The organism is Amycolatopsis sp. NPDC004747 (assembly GCF_053601335.1).
This window is the reverse complement of sequence record NZ_JBSGBQ010000004.1, coordinates 52775-69790: the sequence shown is the minus strand read 5'-3', so window position 1 is coordinate 69790 and position 17016 is coordinate 52775. Positions and strand designations below refer to the sequence as shown.

Below are 17016 nucleotides of genomic sequence, written 5' to 3'. Positions count from 1 at the left end.
CGGGCCGGCCCGCTGTCAACCCGCGTCCGGGTGGCTAAAGTCCCAGTGCGACGGCGATCCGGGCGCGGTGGTCCTGCGGGGTGCCGAAGAGGACCTCGTCCGCGCGGGCGCGCCGCACGTACCGGTGGGCCGGGTGCTCCCAGGTGAAGCCGGTTCCCCCGTGCAGCTGGACGTATTCGGCGACCGCCAGCCGGTAGGCGCCGGTGCACACGGTGGCCGCCGCCGCGGCCGCCACCGGGAGTTCCGGAGAACCGGTCGCCACGCAGGCGATCGCGTACGCCGCGGCCGAGCGCGCGGCTTCGTACTCCACCAGCAGCGCCGCGAGCCGGTGCTTGACCGCCTGGAACGACCCGATCGGCCTGCCGAACTGCCGTCGCTGCTCCACGTAGGACACTGTCGCGTCGAGGGCGTGCCCGATGCCGCCGAGCTGCTCGGCGGCGAGCGCCGCCCGGCCGACGTCGAGCACGCGCGGCACGATGTCCGCGGTCCCGATCGGCGTGGCCGGGCTGTCGCGGAACTCCAGCCGGGCCTGCGGCCGGGTTTCGTCGAGCACCCGCAACGGGGTTCTCGACACGGGCTCACAGGCGTACAGCCGGTCCCCCGCCCGCACGAGGACCAGGTCCGCGTCCGCGCCGTCGAGGACGAAGCCCGCCGTGCCCGACAGCGTTCCGTCGCGGGCCTGGACGTCGCCGTCGAAGGCGACAGTCGCGGTCAGGGAGCCGTCGGCGATGCCGGGCAGGTAGCGCTGGTCGCCACTGAGCAGCAGGGTGTGCGCGGCCAGGACGACGGTCGGGAGCAGCGTGCCCGCGCACAACGCGCGGCCCGCCTCCTCCAGCACCACCGCCAGTTCGGCGAAGGAGTACCCGGCGCCGCCGTGCTCCTCGGGGATCGCCAGGCCCTGGACACCCAGCTCGGCGGCCATCCGCTTCCGGTCTCCGCCGTGCGCGGCGAAGAAGTCCCTGGTCACGCTCCGGAGTTCGCGTTGTTCCGGGGTTTCGGTCACCCACGCCGGATCGATCGGCATCACGCCTCCAACGTCGTCACGTCACGCACGCCCAGCGCGACGGCGTGCTCGCCGCCGAAGTAGGCGGACTCGGCCCGGGTGGCGAAGGCGGGGTCGGCCGCCGGGCCGTGCGCGGCCACCACGCCTTCGTGCAGCACGACCACGTCGTGGCAGGTCGCCATGGCCCGGCTCAGCAGCTGTTCCAGCAGGACGACGGTCAGGCCGCCCTCGGCCAGCTCGCCGAGCCGGGCGTACACCTCGTCGACCAGCGCCGGGGCGAGCCCGAGCGCCGGTTCGTCGACGACGAGGACGTCCGGTCCGGCCATCAGCGCGCGGGCGATGGCGAGCATCTGCTGCTCGCCGCCGCTGAGCCCGGCGGCGGGCACCGACAGGCGATCGCGCAGCCGCGGCGGCAGCCACTCGGCCGTTTCGTCCAGCTTCGCCCGCAGAGCCGCCCCCTTGAGCCCCGCGGAGTAGGCGGCTACTTCGAGGTTTTCGCGCAGGGACAGCGTTTTGAACAGGGCCCGGCCCTCCGGGACCAGGCTGGTGCGGATCGTCCGGACGCCGGTGTCGCTCGCCTCGCGCGTCCCGCCGGACGGCCGCAGCGAGCCGTGCAGGACGCGCCCGAGGGTGCTCTTGCCCGCGCCGTTCGCACCGACGATGCCGAGGACGGCGCCCTCGTGGACGTCCAGGTCGATACCGCGCAGCGCGGCGACCCCGCCGTAGTGGTGCTCGACGCCGGTCAGCCGGAGCACGACCGGGCTGTCCTCGACGCGGGCGGGAAGGGCCGCGCGGGCGGTCGTGGTGCCGAGGTAGGACGCCTGCACGGCGCTGTCGCGGAGCACCTCGTCCGGCGCGCCTTCGCCGATCGGCTTGCCGAAGTCGAAGGCGACGACCCGGTCGGCCACGGCGAACAGGTCGTCCAGCACGTGGTCGATGACCAGCACCGCGGCGCCGCCGTCCCGGAGGCGTTCGATCTGCCGCGCCGCGGTCGCGCGCTCGTCGGCGTCGAGGCCGCCGAACGGCTCGTCCAGGACGAGCAGCGCGGGCTCCTCGGCCATCGCCCGGGCGAGGTCGAGGCGTTTCTGCAGGCCGAACGGCAGCTCGGCCGGGTACCGGTCGGCGACGTCGGCCAGGCCGACCCGGGCGAGCAGCTCGCCGGCGACCCGCCGGTGCCGGGCCGTGATCCGGCGGTGCGTGCAGAGCACGTTTTCGGCGACGGTGAGCTCGTCGAACGTCTCGGCGTGCTGGAAGGTGCGGCCGATGCCGAGCCGCCGCCGGGCGGTGGCCCGGCTGCTCAGCAGCTGTTCACCGGCGTACTCCGCGGTGCCGGTGACCTTGCCGCCGCCGATCAGTCCGGAGAGGACGTTCATCAGCGTGGTCTTGCCGGCGCCGTTCGGGCCGATCACCGCGAGGACCTCGCCGCGGCGGACCGAGAGCGACGCACCTTCCAAGGCCTTCAGCCCGCCGAAGCGCACCGACACGTCCTGCAGGGTCAGCAACGGCGCCTGCTCGGGGATCCGGCGCACGACGCCGGCCTCCGGCGCGGTCACCGGACGAGGGCGCGGCGGCCGGACCAGCTTCCGGGCGAGCCTGCCGAGCGACGGCACCACCCCGCTCGGCAGGAAGATCAGCGCGGCGATCAGGACCAGGCCCTGGACCACCGGCTGGGGCAGGCCGACGGACGAGGCGAGCGTGGGCGACCAGGCGAGGTAGCCGCCGCCGACCACGGCGCCGAGCACGCTCCCGACCCCGCCGAGCACGCAGGACGCGATGAGCGAAATGCCCAGGTTGAGCGAGAAGGGATCGGGGCTGACGAACCCGCTGAGCAGCCCCAGCAGCACCCCGGCGAACCCGGTGAACGCCGCGCTCACGGCGAAGGCGAGGGCCGACTGGGCCTCCGGCGCGATCCCGATCGACTGGGCGACCAGCGGGTGCGACTTCGCGGCCACCAGCCGCATCCGCAGCGCGGAGCCCTTGGCCAGCACGGCGGCCGCGAGGCACACCCCGGCCGCGGCGACGGCGACGGCCTGCGCCTCTGATCCCCCGCTCGGCAGGACCCCGGCCAGGGTGTCCAGTTGCGACACCGGGACGCCCTGGTCGCCGCCGGTGACGTCGGTCCAGCGGTTGATCACCTCCAGGGAAACCAGGCTGAACGCCAACGTGAGCAGGGCGATGTAGAGCGTCGAGAACCGGGCGCCGGCGTAGCCGAGGAAGCCGCCGAGCAGCGCGCTCGCCGCGACCGTGCCGGCGACGACGGTTTCCAGGGACCAGCCGTGGCTGCTGCCGTAGGCTGCGAAGTACGCGCCGAGCGCGAAGAAAGCCGGGTGCCCGACCGACCAGACGCCGGACCACCCGGCCAGCAGGCCGACCGAGAGCACGACGATCGTGTAGACGGCGGCCAGTGCCACCGAATACGCCTGGTACGGCGGCACCACGCCGGAGTTCAGCACCGCGATCAGCGCGACCGCGGCGAGGGGCCCGAGGAGGGCTCGCGCCACCCGGGAGCCGAGGAAGGTCATGGCGTACCTCAAACCCGTTGGAAGGTGCGCGTGCCGAACAGGCCCTGCGGCCGGATCAGCAGCACGAGGACGGTGAAGGTGAAGACGAAGGTGTCGCGGAAGCTCGCCGAGACGTAGCTCGCGCCGAAGTTCTCCAGCACCCCGACGACCAGACCGCCGACGACCGCGCCGTACATGCTGTTCAGGCCGCCGAGGAAGATCCCGGCGAACGCGCGGAACAGCGGCGCGGACAGCACGGTGGGCGCCAGGCCGGCCTTCGGCGCGTACAGGCACGCGGCGAGCGCGCCGAGCCCCAGGCCCAGCGCCCAGGCCAGCCGGGCGATCCGCTGCGCGCCGATCCCGACGACCTGCGCGGTGTCGGCGGATTCGGCCACCGCCCGCATCGCCGAGCCGGTGGTGGTCCGGCCGAACAGGAAGGCGACCAGGCCCATCGCCACCCCGGCCACCGCGATGGTCAGCAGGCTCTGGGCGGGGACGGCGAGGCCGCCCGCGCGGACCGTGCCGTCGACGATGCTGGGGAACGACTTGGGCTGGGTACCCCAGAGCGAGCCGATCACGCTCTCGGCGATGAGCGCGACACCCATCGTCACCACCAGCGCGGCGAACAGCCGGCCCTGGCCGAGCGGCCGGATCACCACCTCGCGGACGAGCAGGCCGGCGACGACGGTCACCACGACGGCGCCGAGCACGCCGACGAGCACCGCGGCGCCGTTGTCGTGGAACGTGATCGCGGCGTAGAGACCCAGCGTGGCGAGGCTGGCCAGCGCGAAGTTCACGACGTCCGTCGCCCGGTAGACGATCACCAGGCCGAGGCCCATCAGGCCGTAGATCGCGCCACTGGCGATCCCGCTGACGAGCACGAGCAGGAATTGATCCACGTCTACCCTCTCCCTTGAGGACGAAGTGAACTCAGTTCAGGTGACGGTAGCCGCCCGGCCGTGGCCTGGCAACCCCGTCAGGCGGTGAAGCGGCCGCCGTTCGCCAGCACGACCGAGCCGGCCAGGTTGGCCGCCCCTTCGCCGGCCAGGAACACCGCCACGTCGGCGATCTGCTCGGGCGTCGCGTACGCACCGCCGCCGGACCCGGTGAACGCCCGGCGCAGGGCGTCCGGGGTCCGCGCGGCCATGCCGGTCTCGGTCGGCCCCGGCGCCACCACGTTGACCCGGACGCCGAACGGGACCACCTCCTTCGCCACCGCCTGCGCCAGTGCGTGCACCCCGGCCTTCGACGCGGAGTAGTGCGGGTAGCCGGCCGGCGCGTCGAAGGCGGACGACGAGCCGACGACGACCACCGAGCCGGTGCGCCGCGGCACCATCACCCGGATCGCGGCCCGCAGGACGTGGAAGGTCCCGTCGAGGTTCACGCTCATGACGCGCCGCCACGACCGGACGTCCAGACCGGCCGTGACCTCCGGCGGCCGCCCGGCCTCCCACGCGTCCGCGATCCACTGCTTGGCCTGCGGATCGTCGACGCCGGCCGCGTGCACGACGACGTCGAGCCGGCCGTGGTCGCGCTCGATCCCCCCGACGAGCCAGCCGACCCGGTCCGGGTCCGCGACGTCCACCTCGGCCGCCCGCGCGTTCGCCAGCGGCGCGGCGACACGCTCGACGGCCGCGGCGTCGAGGTCGGCGAGCACGAGGTGCCGCGCACCGGCCAGTTTCCGCGCGACCGCGGCACCGATGCCCGATCCCGCGCCCGTCACGAGGGCCACTTCGCAGGCCCGTCCCGCTTCCTGAACTGAGTTCATTTTTGTATGGTCGGTGGTGTGAGTGCGCCGCGCAAGACCCCCGCCCTCCGGTTCGCCGCGTGGCGCGAGCCGCCGTCCCTCGCCGACGTCGACGCGCCCGATCCCGGCGGCACCGAGGTGCTCGTGCGCGTCGAGGCCGCCGGGATCTGCCATTCCGACCTGCACGTCCTCGACGCGGCACCGGGCGCGTTCCCCTACCGGCTGCCGTTCACCCTCGGCCACGAGATCGCCGGGCACGTCGTGGCCTGGGGACCCGAGGCCACCGGGGTCGCCGCCGGTGACCGCGTGGCCGTGCACGGCCCGTGGGGCTGCGGCACGTGCCGCCGGTGCGCGGCGGACGAGGACAACTACTGCCACCGGCGGGCCGAGCTGGCCTTCTCCGGCGCGGGGCTCGGCCGTGACGGCGGCATGGCGGGCCACGTGCTCGTCCCGCACCCGCGGCACCTGGTCACGATCGGCGACCTCGCCGCCACGCAGGCGGCCCCGCTCACTGACGCCGGGCTCACGCCGTACCACGCGGTGGCCCGGTTGACGCTGCCCGAAGACGCCACGGTCGTGGTCATCGGCGTCGGCGGGCTGGGGCACGTGGCGATCCAGCTCCTGCGGGCCCGCACCGCGGCCCGGGTGTTCGCGGTCGACGTCCGCGAAGAGGCGCTGGAGCTCGCCCACCGGTCCGGCGCCCACCGGGCACTGCTCGCCAGGGCGGACACCACGGCCGTCCTCCGGCGCGAGAGCGGCGGCGCCGACGCGGTGCTCGACTTCGTGGGCAGCGACGCGACGCTGGCCATCGGCGCCGCCGTTCTGCACCCCGGCGGCGACCTGGTGCTCGTCGGCAGCGGCGGCGGACAGCTGACGATCGCCAAGCCGGGCCGGCTCCCGCAGGGCGCGTCGGTGTCGCTCCCGTTTTGGGGCAGCGTCCGGGAGCTGCGGGAGGTGATCGCCCTGGCGAGGGCGGGCCACCTGCGCGTGGAAACCGAGGAGTTCCCCCTGACGGCGGCGGCCGAAGCGTTCCGGCGCCTGCGGGAGGGGCACGTGCGGGGCCGGGCGGTGCTGCTGCCCGGCTGACCGGCGCTCAGCCCGCCCGGTACGCGGCGACCCTGATCCGCAGGCCCCGCAGGTGGACCAGGTCGATGTCGAACGCCGGAGCGGGCCGGTAGCCGGAAGCGGGCGCGGCCGTCCGGCAGGGACCGGTGAGGTAGACGAACTCGTCGGCCGGGTCGTACCGCGGCGGCGACCAGACGGCCGCCTCCCCCGCCGCGCTGTCGCCGCGCCGGGAACGGGCCAGCCAGTAGACGGGCAGCTTCAGCACCTCCCCCAGCGCCTTGTCGAAGGCCGCGAGGTCACCCTCGGCGATCGCGAGGCCCCGGCCGCTCCACACCCGCGGCGCCCAGTGGCCACCGTCGGTGGCGTGGGTGAAGGTCGCCGTGTCGCCGGACGCGGTGATCGTCCAGTCGGCCACCGTGGTGAGGGTCGGCATGACGGCTCCCTGCGGTCGTGGCCCCCAGCTGCGGCCCACCGTAGTGGATCACCTGCCGGTAGCGGCACCGCCGCCGGCCCGCGGAAACCGGGCCGACCGGCCGACGAGCGCGGAACAGCCAGGTCGGCGCGCCGGTCGTCGATCTCCGGCCGGCTGTTGTTCATCCGATATTCACCCGTGGCTCACCGGAGGCCGGTTGCCGTGCGAAGCTGGCCGGCGTGCGATCCGAAGAACTCGTGCCCCGGTCCGTGGCCGACCTCGCCGCCGATCCGGCGTGGACGGTCACCCGCACCGGCACGACCGGCCAGTGGCTCACCGCCGAGCGGGTCGTCGAGCGCAACGGGCACCGACGGCTGGTCGGCCTGACCCCGATCCGCCCCGGCGCGGTCGCCCTCATGCTGTGGGCCGACGGCGAGGTCGTCGAGCACCGCCGGGGCACCGAGGCCGAGGTCTGCGCGACCGCGCACCGCTGGATCGCCGGCTTCCTGGACGGCGAGCGGCCGTGGGAGCGCGGCGGCACCCCGGCGTAGCCCACCCGCCCGGCGGGCTCCTGCGGGGGGGGTTAGGTCGGCAAAGCTCCTTTCTTCGTCGTGCAGGATCTCTGCAGCACCGGCTTCCGGTGCGGGGAGTCGGCGGATCGGGACATCGGTCGGCCAAGGTATGCGGGAGCCCGGGAGCGCGGCCGTAGCATCGCGGGGGTGACTCCCGGACCGGGCCCGCTGCCCGACACCGAAGCGCCCGCACCCCGGCTGCGAGCGGTGCCGGAGCGGTGACCGGCGCGTTCTGGTGGGACCTGCTGATCGGCGTCGCCGCCGCGCTGCTGCTGGCCTGGCTGGCCCTCGTCGTCGCGCTGCTCGTCGCCCGGCCCCGCGGCGGGCTCCTGCGGGAGGCCCTGCGGCTGCTGCCCGACGTCCTGCGGCTCATCCGGCGCCTGGCCGCCGACAGGACGCTCCCCCGTGGCGTCCGGGTCCGGCTCGGGCTGCTGCTGGCCTACCTCGCCCTTCCGATCGACCTCGTGCCGGACTTCATCCCCGTCCTCGGCTACGCCGACGACGCGATCATCGTGACCGCCGTCCTGCGCGGGGTCGTCCGCCGCGCCGGGATCGACGCCGTCCGCGCCCACTGGCCCGGCACCGAAGACGGCTTCGCCGCACTGGCCCGCCTGACCGGCATCCGGCCCGACGGTTGAGAACGCGCCCGGGTGGGCAGTCCACCCGGCGACGGGGTTTCGGATGCGGCCCCGTCCCGGGTGGGCGGCGGCCCGCCGCGGTGATCGAACCCGCCGTCGGGGCGGCGGGCGAGACGGTCGCCGCGGCCGGCCGCCGCACCACGACCCGCCTCACCGCGCCGGTGGGCGCCGCCATGACCCGGCCGGACAACGGCTGAGCCGGGAGATCAGCCGGCTTCCCCATGGACCTGGCCGCCGTCGGCCTGCGCGGGCACGCACCCCGGACCTTCCCGGCCCGTGGCTGCCGGCCGGCGGTTATTCGCCGTGCAGTTCGATCGCGTTCCCCGACGGGTCGGTGAGGAAGGACTGCCGCGCCGAGCCGATCGGTACCGGGTCGCTGACGTCGATCCCCTCCGCGCGCAGCCGCCCGACCTCGGCGTCGAGGTCGTCGACGAGCACCGCGAAGTGCTGCCCCCGCGCCGTCGGCGGGGTGCCCTGGATCAGGTGGAGCTGCTGGCCGCCGACGTCGAGCCAGGCACCCGGCCCGAGGTCGCCGGGGCGGTCGGTGCGGCGCCGGAACCCCAGCACTCGTTCGTAGAAGCCTGCCGACCGCTCCAGGTCGTCGACGACGACGGAAACGTGGTGGATCGCGGGCATCCTGCCTCCTCGAAGTGTGTCTCCAGCATCGGGCCGCACCGGGTGCGGCGCAAACGCCCGCGCCCGGTGCGGCTCGTCGGGACGTCCGGTCAGCCGAGGTTCCGGAGGCGGGGTCGATGTCGTTGCCGATCACCACGTTGCCCGACGCCGACCACTGGAACGTGAGGTGCCGCAGCCGTTGCCGCCCTTGCGCTTGTTCCACGAGCCCGTCGATCGGCGCCGAACCGTCCGAAGTGGAATCGACCGGGACGTCGTACTCCAGCGGCTTGTCGATGGACTCCGTAACCTTCCCAACGAACTGCCGGGCAAAGCCGGTCTCATGCCCTTCGTCGGCGGCGGGTGCGCGCCTCGACCGCCCTCATTTCGCCAGCAACGTGAGCAGCCGGGCCACTTCGTCCCGGACCGCGGCCCGCCCGGGGGCCAGGTAGCGGCGCGGGTCGGTGAGCGTCTCCTGCTCCCCGAGCGCCGAGCGCACCGACGCCGTGAGCACCTGGTTCAACCGGGTTCCGATGTTGACCTTGACGATCCCGCTCGCCACCGCCCCGCGCAGGCCGTCGTCGGGGACGCCGGACGAACCGTGCAGCACCAGGGGCACCGGGACGCGGGCGGCCAGCTCGGCGATCAGGGATTCGTCGAGCACCGCGCTGCGGTCGGCCATGGCGTGGGACGAGCCGACGGCCACCGCCAGTGAGTCCACGCCGGTCGCCGTGACGAACTCGCGGGCCTCGTCCGGGTCCGTGCGGACGCCCGGGGCGTGGGCGCCGTCCTTGCCGCCGATCTCGCCCAGCTCGGCCTCGACGCGGCAGTTCGCGGCGTGGCAGCGTTCGACGACCGCCCTCGTCCTGGCCACGTTCTCGGCGTAGGGCAGCGCGGCCGCGTCGAACATCACCGACGTGATGCCCAGGTCGAGGCCCTCGCGGATCAGCTCCTCGTCCTCGACGTGGTCGAGGTGGACCAGGACGGGCACCGTCGCGTTCTCCGCCAGCCGCAGGCAAGCGAGCGCGAACGGCGCCAGCGCACCGTGGTAGCGGACGGCGTTCTGCGAGATCTGCAGGACCACCGGGAGCCCGCACAGCTCCGCGCCGGCCACGACGGCTTCGGCGTGCTCGATCAGGATCGCGTTGAACGCCCCGATCGCGCGCCGCTGCGCCCGCAGGTCGTCCAGCAAAGCGGCCCAGTTCATCGAATCCTCTCCACTTTCACATCCTGGATCCAGCGGTTCCTGGCCGTGACGTCGATCTCGCCGGCGACCGGCCGCAGCACCGCCGCGGCCGACGTGGCGACGACGTCCGCGAGCGCCACCGGCCAGTCCACTTCGGACTCCTCGCTCAGGTGCCCGGCGAGCGCGGCGGCACCCGCGTCCCCGGCGCCGGCCGGGTTGCCGGTCACGACCTCGGCGGGCCGGGCGCGCCAGGCACCCCGGGGTGTCACGGCGATCGCGCCTTCGGGGCCGAAGGTGGCCACCACCGCCGCCGCTCCCGCGGCGACCAGGCTTTCGCAGGCTTCGAGGCCGGGGCCGGCCAGTTCCGCCAGTTCGTCCTCGTTCGGCATGAGCACCGCCCCGCCCGCCGCGGCCTCGCGCAGGGCGGCACCGGAGACGTCGGCGATGACCGGCACACCGTTCCGGGCGCACAGCCGGACCAGTTTCGCGGGGACGTCGGCGCCCAGCCCCTCGGGCACGCTCCCGGAGATCACGACGGCGCCGGCCGGCAGCTCGGCGCGCAGGGCGTCGAGGATGCCGGCCTCCGCCGTCCCGCCGGCCGGCAGGCCCGCCTCCTGCACCATCGTCGTCCCGTCGGCGGGCGTCACCACCGCCACCGTCCGCCGCACCGCGGGCAGCGCGGGGACGAGCCGGTGCGCGAGGCCCAGCTCGTCCAGCCCGATCCGGAACTCGTCGGGCGTCCGGGTCGTGGTCAGCGCCAGCACCAGGCTCTCACCACCGAGCTCACGGACCACCGCCGCGACGTTGACGCCCTTGCCGCCGGCACGGGAGCGGACGTCCGACACCCGGGTGGTCCCGCCCAGGTGCAGCGCGCCGACCCGGTAGGTCACGTCGATGGCGGGGTTGAGCGTGACCGTGAGGATCCGCTTCACGGTGCCGCGTCCGCCGCGGTGACCGGCACCGGTTCCCCGCTCTTCTCCGCGCGGTACACCATCAGCGTCGAGCCGGCGAGGGCCAGCACGATGCCCGCGAGCTGGAACCCGGTGGGTGCGGCGCCGAAGAACAGCAGCGACAGGACGATGGTCAGCACGGGGGCGAGCGCGTTGGTCACCGGCGCCACGATCGACGCCTTCCCCCGGCTCATCGCCATCACGAGGAACAGCGCGCCGACCGCGTTGAGCAGCTGGGTCCCCGCGGTGAGCGCGGGTGCCTGCCACGGGAACCCCAGCGGCAGCCCGCCCATCATCAGCACGGCCACCGGCACCAGCAGCAGCCCGCTGATCGTCATCCAGCCGAACGTCGAAGCGTCGTCCACGCCGGCGAGCGCGGCCTTGCGCATGAAGAACGCCTGGACGCCCCACGCCACGCAGACGCCGACGGCCAGCACCAGGTACAGCCAGCCGCCGTCGCCACCGTCCCCTGTGGACACCGAGAACAGGACGACGGCGACGAGCGCGAGCACCACGCCGGCCCACGACCACCCGCCGAGGCGTTCCCGCAGCGCGACGAACGCCAGCAGCACCGTGACCGCGGGCGAAAGCGCGACGATCGGGAAGATCACGTAGGCCGGCCCGATGGTGAGGGCCTTGAACAACACGAGCTGGCCGCCCGCCCCGGTGAGCCCGATCAGCAGCCCGTACCCGGCGGCGGCCCGGCCGCGGTCGAACTTCTTGCCCCGCAGCGAGAACCACGCGGGCACGAGCATGGTCAGCGCCCAGACCACGTACACCATCGGGTCGGGGTAGGCGTAGAGCTTGGTGGGCAGGCTGGAGATGGCTCCCCAGACGCCCCAGAACACCACCAGCAGTCCCGCGTACGGGATCCAGCCGCGGGTGGGCACACCTGATCCGGTCATCTCGGCTCCTCAGCGAGGCACGGGTGCGGACACGTGGACTTGGTCGGCCCGCAACGGGTGCCCGTGCAGGCGTGCCGCGTAGAGCGCGGCACCGATGTGCGGTTCCAGCAGCGGCGCACGGAGGTCGTACTCGAGGGAGAGCGCGTCGCGGAACGACGCCAGCACGTGCGCCGAACCGAACATCCCCCCGGAGTACGACACCGGAACCCGGTGCGCCGCTTCGAATTCGAGCGCCACGCGGCCGACGTCCACGAGCAGCGCGAGCTCGCGCCCGGCCTCCCGGAGCACCCCGGTCGCGACCGCGTCGCCGTCGTCCGCGGCCCGCGCCACGACCTTGCTCAGGTTCGCGATCCGGCCCCGGTCGCCCCGCCACCGGTTCACGACGACGTCGATCGCGTCGAAGTCGGCGGCGAGGCCGAGCTCCGCCCGCATCCGCCCGACGAGCGGCCCGGCGGGCAGCCGCCCGTCGACCATGCGGCTGAACGCGTTCAGGCCCTGGATCGCGACCCAGTAGCCGGAGCCTTCGTCACCGAACAGCTCGCTCCAGCCACCGCCGCGCCACTGCCTGCCGTCGTGCTCGCCGTAGGCGATCGAGCCGGTGCCGGCGACGACGTTGATGCCGTCGACCGCGCCGAGCGAACCGGCCCAGCCGCAGATCATGTCGTTGCCGCAGCGGTAGTTGCGGGTACCGAGGATCCGGGCGGGCACCGCGTCGAGCTCCGGGACGTCGGCGCTGATCTCCCCGTAGGCGGGCAGGCCGAAGAAGCCGTACGCGATGTCCGAGACCGCAACACCGGCGGCCCGGCACACTTCGCCGATCCCTTCACGCAGCAGCGGTTCCACGATCTGCAGGCCTTCGCTCAGGTAGTACACGCTCGCGGTCCTGGCCTCCGCGACCACCCGGCCGTCCGGACCCACCAGGCAGAACGCCGTCTTCGTCCCGCCGCCGTCGACACCGAGGAACACTCAGCCCACCTCCGAAGCCGCGAAATCGTGGATGACCACGCCCTGCACGACGCGGTTCACCTCCCCGCCGGGGAACGGGTTGTCCGGGGCGATGCCCAGCGCGAGCGAGCACGCGAGCGCCGTGGTCTGCGCCGCGATGACGGCGAGCAGCGCGTAGCCGGCCACGGGCAGCCCGGGCGGCGAGGGCACGGGCCAAACCCGGGCGCCCCCGGTGCCGGTGCCGTCGCCGACCACGACCACCCGGTCCTCGCCGAGTGCCTGCACCAGCTCGCGCGCGATGTCCACGTCGTACCGCCGCGCGTACGGGTCGGTGGACAGGAAGACCACGGCGATGGTGCGCTCGTCGAGCACCGACTTCGGCCCGTGCCGGAAGCCCAGCGACGAATCGGCGATGCCGACCACCTCGCCCCGGGTCAGCTCGAGGCACTTGAGCGCGGCCTCCCGGGCCAGCCCGTGCAGCGGCCCGGAGCCCAGGAACACCAGCCGGCCCGGCTTGGCGCCGGAAATCGACAGCGCGTGTTCCGCGGCGGCGTCGAGCACGGCCGCCCCGGCGCGCGCCAGCGCTTCGACGTCGACGTCCAGGCCGAAGGCGAGCAAGGCCGCCAGCGCCATCCCGGTGAACGAGGACGTCATCGCGAACCCCCGGTCGTTGACCTCGTCCGGCAGGGCCACCACGACCGCGTTTTCCACGCCGGACCACCGCCGCGCCAGCTCTCCCCGGGCGTCGCAGGTGATCACCAGGTGCCGCAGCCCGGGCGAGAGCCGCTGCAGCAGGTCCGCCGCCGCGACGGACTCGGGGCTGTTGCCGCTGCGCGCGAAGGACACCAGGAGGATCGGCCGGTCGTCCACGACCACGGCACGCGGATCGGCGACGATCTCCGTCGTCGCGATCGCCTCGACCGGGCGGCCGAGGTGGAGCGCGAGATCGCGGGCCACGACCTCGCCGGCGAACGCCGAGGTGCCCGCGCCGGTGAGCACGATGCGCCGGCCGGGGAGCCCGATCAGCTCGTCGATCTCCGGCCGGGCCCGCCGCACCGCGTCCGCCACCCGGATCCAGGTGGCGGGCTGCTGCTCGATCTCCCGCGCGGTCCGGCTGTCGCCGGGCCACCGCCCGCTGCTGTGCATAGGTGCTGCCTCCGATTTCCGGGACGTACTCCCGGAGAGTCACCCGCTCCGGCGCGCCGGGGCAAGGCTCGATGTCCAAGTGCGCATTCGGATTGAGCGTTTCGCCCGCTGTCGTAAGCTCGGCCCATGCCCACGCGGAAACGGCGCACCACCCGGGCCGAACGGCTCTCGGAGCTGTTGCGCGTGCTCGCGGACACCGGCTCGCTGCAGGTGGGCGAGCTCAGCGCCCGGCTCGGCGTCTCCGCCGCCACCCTGCGGCGCGATCTGGCCAAATTGGAGGAACAGCGGCTGCTGACCCGCACCCACGGCGGCGCGCGGCCCCGCGGGCGCACGAACGAGGTGCCGCCGCCCTACCGGGAAAACCGGTCCCGCGAGGCCAAGCGCGCCATCGTGCAGGCGGCCATCCGCACCCTGCCGTCCGGGCCGCACGTCATCGCGCTGACCGGCGGCTCCACCACGAGCGAACTCGCCAGGGAACTGCCGGGGCGGGCGGATCTGACGGTGGTCACGAACGCGCTGAACATCGCGATGGACCTGGCCCTGCACCCGCGGCTGAAGCTGGTCGTCGTCGGCGGGGTCGCCCGGCCGCAGTCCTACGAGCTGGTCGGGCCGTGGGCCGAGCACGTGCTGGCCTCGATCAGCGTCGGCACGGCGTTCGTCGGCGTGGACGGCATCGACGCGACGGCGGGCATCACCACGCACGACGAGAACGAGGCCCGGACCAACCGCGCCATGCTCGGCCGGGCCCAGCGGGTGGTCGTGCTGGCCGACGGGAGCAAGCTCGGGCGGACCACCCTCGCCCGCATGGGTGACATCGAGGACGTGCACGAGGTCATCACCGACTCCTCCGCCGCACCGGGCGCGGTCGCGGCCATCCGCCGGGCCGGCGTCGGCGTCACCGTTGTGGAGGTCGCCGCGGAAGTCGCCGCCGAAGCCGCCGCCGAAGACCGGTGAAACGCTCATCGCGAATGCGCGTTTCGTTGACCGCGGTGGCCGTCCTGCCTACCTTTCGCCGTCGACAGCCCCGACGATGATGGAGTCCGGATGACACGTTCTCTCCCCGTCCACGGCCGGCGATTCGCTTCTCTCGCGGCGGCGGGCGCGCTGGCCGCCGCCACGCTCGCCGCGGTCGCCGCACCGGCCTCGGCCGCGGTCACCCTCCCGCCGCTCGCCGCCGGGTTCGACTACCAGATCGGCGGCGCCTACACCCCGCCCTCGGGCGTGCAGATCGTCAGCCGCGACGTCTCGGCGGCGCCGGCGAGCGGCAAGTACAACATCTGCTACCTCAACGCTTTCCAGGCGCAGGAGGGCGCGGACGGCGACTGGCCGAGCGACCTGCTGCTGCGCGATTCGAACGGCAACAAGGTCGTCGACCCGGACTGGAAGGAGACGCTGCTCGACCTGCGCACGGCCGACAAGCGCAGCCGGGTCGCGGCCAAGGTCGGCGGCTGGATCGACACCTGCGCCTCGAAGGGGTACCAGGCGATCGAGCCCGACAACTACGACAGCTACTCGCGGTCGAAGAACCTCCTCACCACCACGCACGCGCAGGAGTACATCAAGCTCCTGTCCGCCCGCGCCCACGGCAAGAACCTCGCCATCGCCCAGAAGAACACCCCGGACCTGGCCGGCAACCGGGTCGCCAACGGCCTCGACTTCGCCGTCACCGAGGAATGCGGCGAATACGAGGAGTGCGACGCCTACGCCGGCCCGTTCAACAACCGGGTCGTCGACGTCGAGTACACCGCTTCGGGCATGAGCAAGGGCTGCCCGGAGTGGAAGAACAAGATCAGCATCGTTCGCCGCGACCTGTACGTGGTGCCCCAGGGAACCAGCGGGTACGTGCGCAAGACCTGCTGACCCGCTCGTCTTGACACCTTCGGGTGCGCTCGCTTTACTGCTGTCCACGTCGGGAGCACCGACGTCAGAGGTACGCCCAGCCGGTATGTCGGTTCCACCGCGAGCCCGGACCGAGTCGCCAGGACGCGAGAGTCCGAGGCGGGGTCGTGCCCACCATCATCCGGAGTCGGCGATGATGTCTTTTCCGTTCCCCGGCAAGACAAGCTGATGGACCGCCGCGGATTCCTGCGCGGCGCCGGTGGTCTGGCCCTCGGTGCCGCCCTCGCCGGCTGCGGTCCGGCACGGGCCACCGGGGGCCCGGTCACGGTCGAGGTCTGGCACGGCCAGACCGACACCGGCAAGAAGGTGCTCGACGAGCTCGTCGCGGACTTCCACCGCACCCACCCCGGGATCCGGATCGACCTGGGCGGTGGTGTCCTCGCCGACGCGATGCTCCAGAAGATCACCGCGGCGCTCGCGTCGGGGTCGTTCCCGGACATCGCCTACGTCTTCGGCTCGGACCTCGCCAGCGTGGCGCGCAGCCCCAGCGTCGTCGACGTCACCGACCTCGTCGACGCCGGCCCCGGCTTCTGGGCACCCGCCCGGGAAGCGGTCACCGTCAACGGCCGCGTCCGCGCGGTCCCGGCGCTGCTCGACTCGCTGGCCGTGGTGTGCAACAAGGCGCTGTTCGACCAGGCCGGGATCCCGCTGCCCGCCGCGGGCTGGACGTGGGCCGACTTCGTCGCCACGGCGAAGAAGCTCACCGATCCGGGCAGCGGCACCTTCGGCACCGCCTGGCCCGCCACCGGCGACGAGGACACCGTGTGGCGGCTGTGGCCGATTGTGTGGGACCTCGGCGGCGACGTCGTCGGCCGGGGCGGGCGCGGCATCGGGTTCGCCGACCAGGGCGTCCGAGCCCTGGAGGTGGTCCGCGACCTCGCCGCGGCGAAGTCGGTCTACCTCGACCCGAAGACCGGCAGCGAGCAGATGTACCAGGCGTTCCAGGCCGGGCACATCGGGATGGTCCCGACCGGCCCGTGGCAGCTGCCCGACATCGCCGACGCCGGGGTCGACTACGCGGTGGTGCCGCTGCCGAGCTTCAGCGGCCGCCCGGTCACCATCTCCGGCCCGGACACCTGGACGCTGTTCGACAACGGCGAGGAACGCGTGGCGGCGGCCCGCACGTTCCTGTCCTGGCTGGCGGACCCGGCCCAGGACGTCCGCTGGGACGACGGCGCGGGCAGCCTCCCGCTGAGCCGCCGGACGCAGCAACTGCCCGCGTGGCAGGAGAAGACGGACGGCACCCCGGGGCTGCCGGTCTTCGTCGACGCGCTGGACGACGCCCGCGTCCGGCCGGTGCACCCGGCCTACCCGCAGGTGTCGGCGGCGCTCGGCACCGCGATCGTCGCCGTGCTGCTCGGCCGGGCGACGCCGGCCGACGCCATGCGCGACTGCGCCGCGGCCGCGAACGCCGCCCTGATCATTCCGCGATAGG

General features: G+C 73.9%; 17 protein-coding genes. 6 read left to right on the top strand and 11 right to left on the bottom strand.

The genetic code is table 11. The annotated features are described in order from the left end of the window. Positions 1-34: 34 nt before the first annotated feature. The 4 genes from ACWEGE_RS07335 to ACWEGE_RS07320 form a co-directional block, all read right to left on the bottom strand. Positions 35-1024, bottom strand: a complete 990-nt coding sequence (locus ACWEGE_RS07335) for an acyl-CoA dehydrogenase family protein (RefSeq protein WP_449659572.1) — start codon at positions 1022-1024, stop codon at positions 35-37. Continuing rightward, the gene (locus tag ACWEGE_RS07330; protein WP_449659571.1) at positions 1024-3525 is read right to left on the bottom strand and encodes an ATP-binding cassette domain-containing protein; all 2502 of its coding nucleotides are present in this window, start codon (positions 3523-3525) and stop codon (positions 1024-1026) included. The genes ACWEGE_RS07335 and ACWEGE_RS07330 overlap by 1 nt, the downstream gene beginning before the upstream one ends. An 8-nt stretch (positions 3526-3533) precedes the next feature. Next, entirely contained in the window at positions 3534-4403 is an 870-nt protein-coding gene (locus ACWEGE_RS07325) for a branched-chain amino acid ABC transporter permease (RefSeq protein WP_449659570.1), read from the bottom strand. Positions 4404-4480: 77 nt separating this feature from the next. Beyond that, positions 4481-5272 (bottom strand): SDR family NAD(P)-dependent oxidoreductase, encoded by a 792-nt coding sequence (locus tag ACWEGE_RS07320; RefSeq protein WP_449659569.1) that lies wholly within the window; start codon positions 5270-5272, stop codon positions 4481-4483. A gap of 6 nt (positions 5273-5278) precedes the next feature. On the opposite strand from ACWEGE_RS07320, the gene ACWEGE_RS07315 reads away from it, so the two are divergent. Beyond that, the gene (locus ACWEGE_RS07315; RefSeq protein ID WP_449659568.1) at positions 5279-6337 is read left to right on the top strand and encodes an NAD(P)-dependent alcohol dehydrogenase; all 1059 of its coding nucleotides are present in this window, start codon (positions 5279-5281) and stop codon (positions 6335-6337) included. Between the two features lie 7 nt (positions 6338-6344). Here the strand turns inward: ACWEGE_RS07315 and ACWEGE_RS07310 are convergent, their stop codons facing one another. Continuing rightward, positions 6345-6749 (bottom strand): hypothetical protein, encoded by a 405-nt coding sequence (locus ACWEGE_RS07310; RefSeq protein WP_449659567.1) that lies wholly within the window; start codon positions 6747-6749, stop codon positions 6345-6347. A gap of 218 nt (positions 6750-6967) precedes the next feature. On the opposite strand from ACWEGE_RS07310, the gene ACWEGE_RS07305 reads away from it, so the two are divergent. Together ACWEGE_RS07305 and ACWEGE_RS07300 are read left to right on the top strand one after the other, a co-directional pair. After that, positions 6968-7279, top strand: coding sequence for a hypothetical protein (locus tag ACWEGE_RS07305; RefSeq protein ID WP_449659566.1), 312 nt, complete (start codon positions 6968-6970; stop codon positions 7277-7279). A gap of 239 nt (positions 7280-7518) precedes the next feature. After that, positions 7519-7938, top strand: coding sequence for a YkvA family protein (locus ACWEGE_RS07300; RefSeq protein ID WP_449659565.1), 420 nt, complete (start codon positions 7519-7521; stop codon positions 7936-7938). A 294-nt stretch (positions 7939-8232) separates the two neighbouring features. Here the strand turns inward: ACWEGE_RS07300 and ACWEGE_RS07295 are convergent, their stop codons facing one another. The 6 genes from ACWEGE_RS07295 to ACWEGE_RS07270 all read right to left on the bottom strand — a co-directional run bounded on the left by ACWEGE_RS07295 (position 8233) and on the right by ACWEGE_RS07270 (position 13682). Then, entirely contained in the window at positions 8233-8574 is a 342-nt protein-coding gene (locus ACWEGE_RS07295; RefSeq protein ID WP_449659564.1) for a VOC family protein, read from the bottom strand. 358 nt (positions 8575-8932) lie between these two features. Continuing rightward, positions 8933-9757 (bottom strand): class II fructose-bisphosphate aldolase, encoded by an 825-nt coding sequence (locus tag ACWEGE_RS07290; RefSeq protein ID WP_449659563.1) that lies wholly within the window; start codon positions 9755-9757, stop codon positions 8933-8935. Next, on the bottom strand, positions 9754-10668 hold the full coding sequence (locus ACWEGE_RS07285) for a 1-phosphofructokinase family hexose kinase (protein WP_449659562.1): 915 nt from the start codon (positions 10666-10668) through the stop codon (positions 9754-9756). The genes ACWEGE_RS07290 and ACWEGE_RS07285 overlap by 4 nt, the downstream gene beginning before the upstream one ends. Continuing rightward, positions 10665-11591 carry a DMT family transporter gene (locus ACWEGE_RS07280; protein ID WP_449659561.1) on the bottom strand — a complete coding sequence of 309 codons (927 nt, stop codon included), beginning with the start codon at positions 11589-11591 and terminating at the stop codon, positions 10665-10667. The genes ACWEGE_RS07285 and ACWEGE_RS07280 overlap by 4 nt, the downstream gene beginning before the upstream one ends. Positions 11592-11600: 9 nt before the next feature. Beyond that, the gene (locus ACWEGE_RS07275; RefSeq protein ID WP_449659560.1) at positions 11601-12557 is read right to left on the bottom strand and encodes an N-acetylglucosamine kinase; all 957 of its coding nucleotides are present in this window, start codon (positions 12555-12557) and stop codon (positions 11601-11603) included. After that, a complete protein-coding gene (locus ACWEGE_RS07270) occupies positions 12558-13682 on the bottom strand; it encodes an SIS domain-containing protein (RefSeq protein ID WP_449659559.1) in 1125 nt (374 codons plus the stop codon). A gap of 126 nt (positions 13683-13808) precedes the next feature. Between ACWEGE_RS07270 and ACWEGE_RS07265 the strand changes: the two genes are divergently transcribed. From ACWEGE_RS07265 to ACWEGE_RS07255, 3 genes are all read left to right on the top strand, one after another. Next, positions 13809-14636, top strand: a complete 828-nt coding sequence (locus ACWEGE_RS07265) for a DeoR/GlpR family DNA-binding transcription regulator (RefSeq protein ID WP_449659558.1) — start codon at positions 13809-13811, stop codon at positions 14634-14636. A 90-nt stretch (positions 14637-14726) separates the two neighbouring features. After that, complete coding sequence (locus ACWEGE_RS07260; RefSeq protein ID WP_449659557.1) at positions 14727-15542, top strand: endo alpha-1,4 polygalactosaminidase; 816 nt, start codon at positions 14727-14729, stop codon at positions 15540-15542. Between the two features lie 207 nt (positions 15543-15749). After that, positions 15750-17015: an ABC transporter substrate-binding protein gene (locus tag ACWEGE_RS07255; protein ID WP_449659556.1), complete on the top strand. Its 1266-nt coding sequence runs from the start codon at positions 15750-15752 to the stop codon at positions 17013-17015. Position 17016 lies beyond the last annotated feature (1 nt).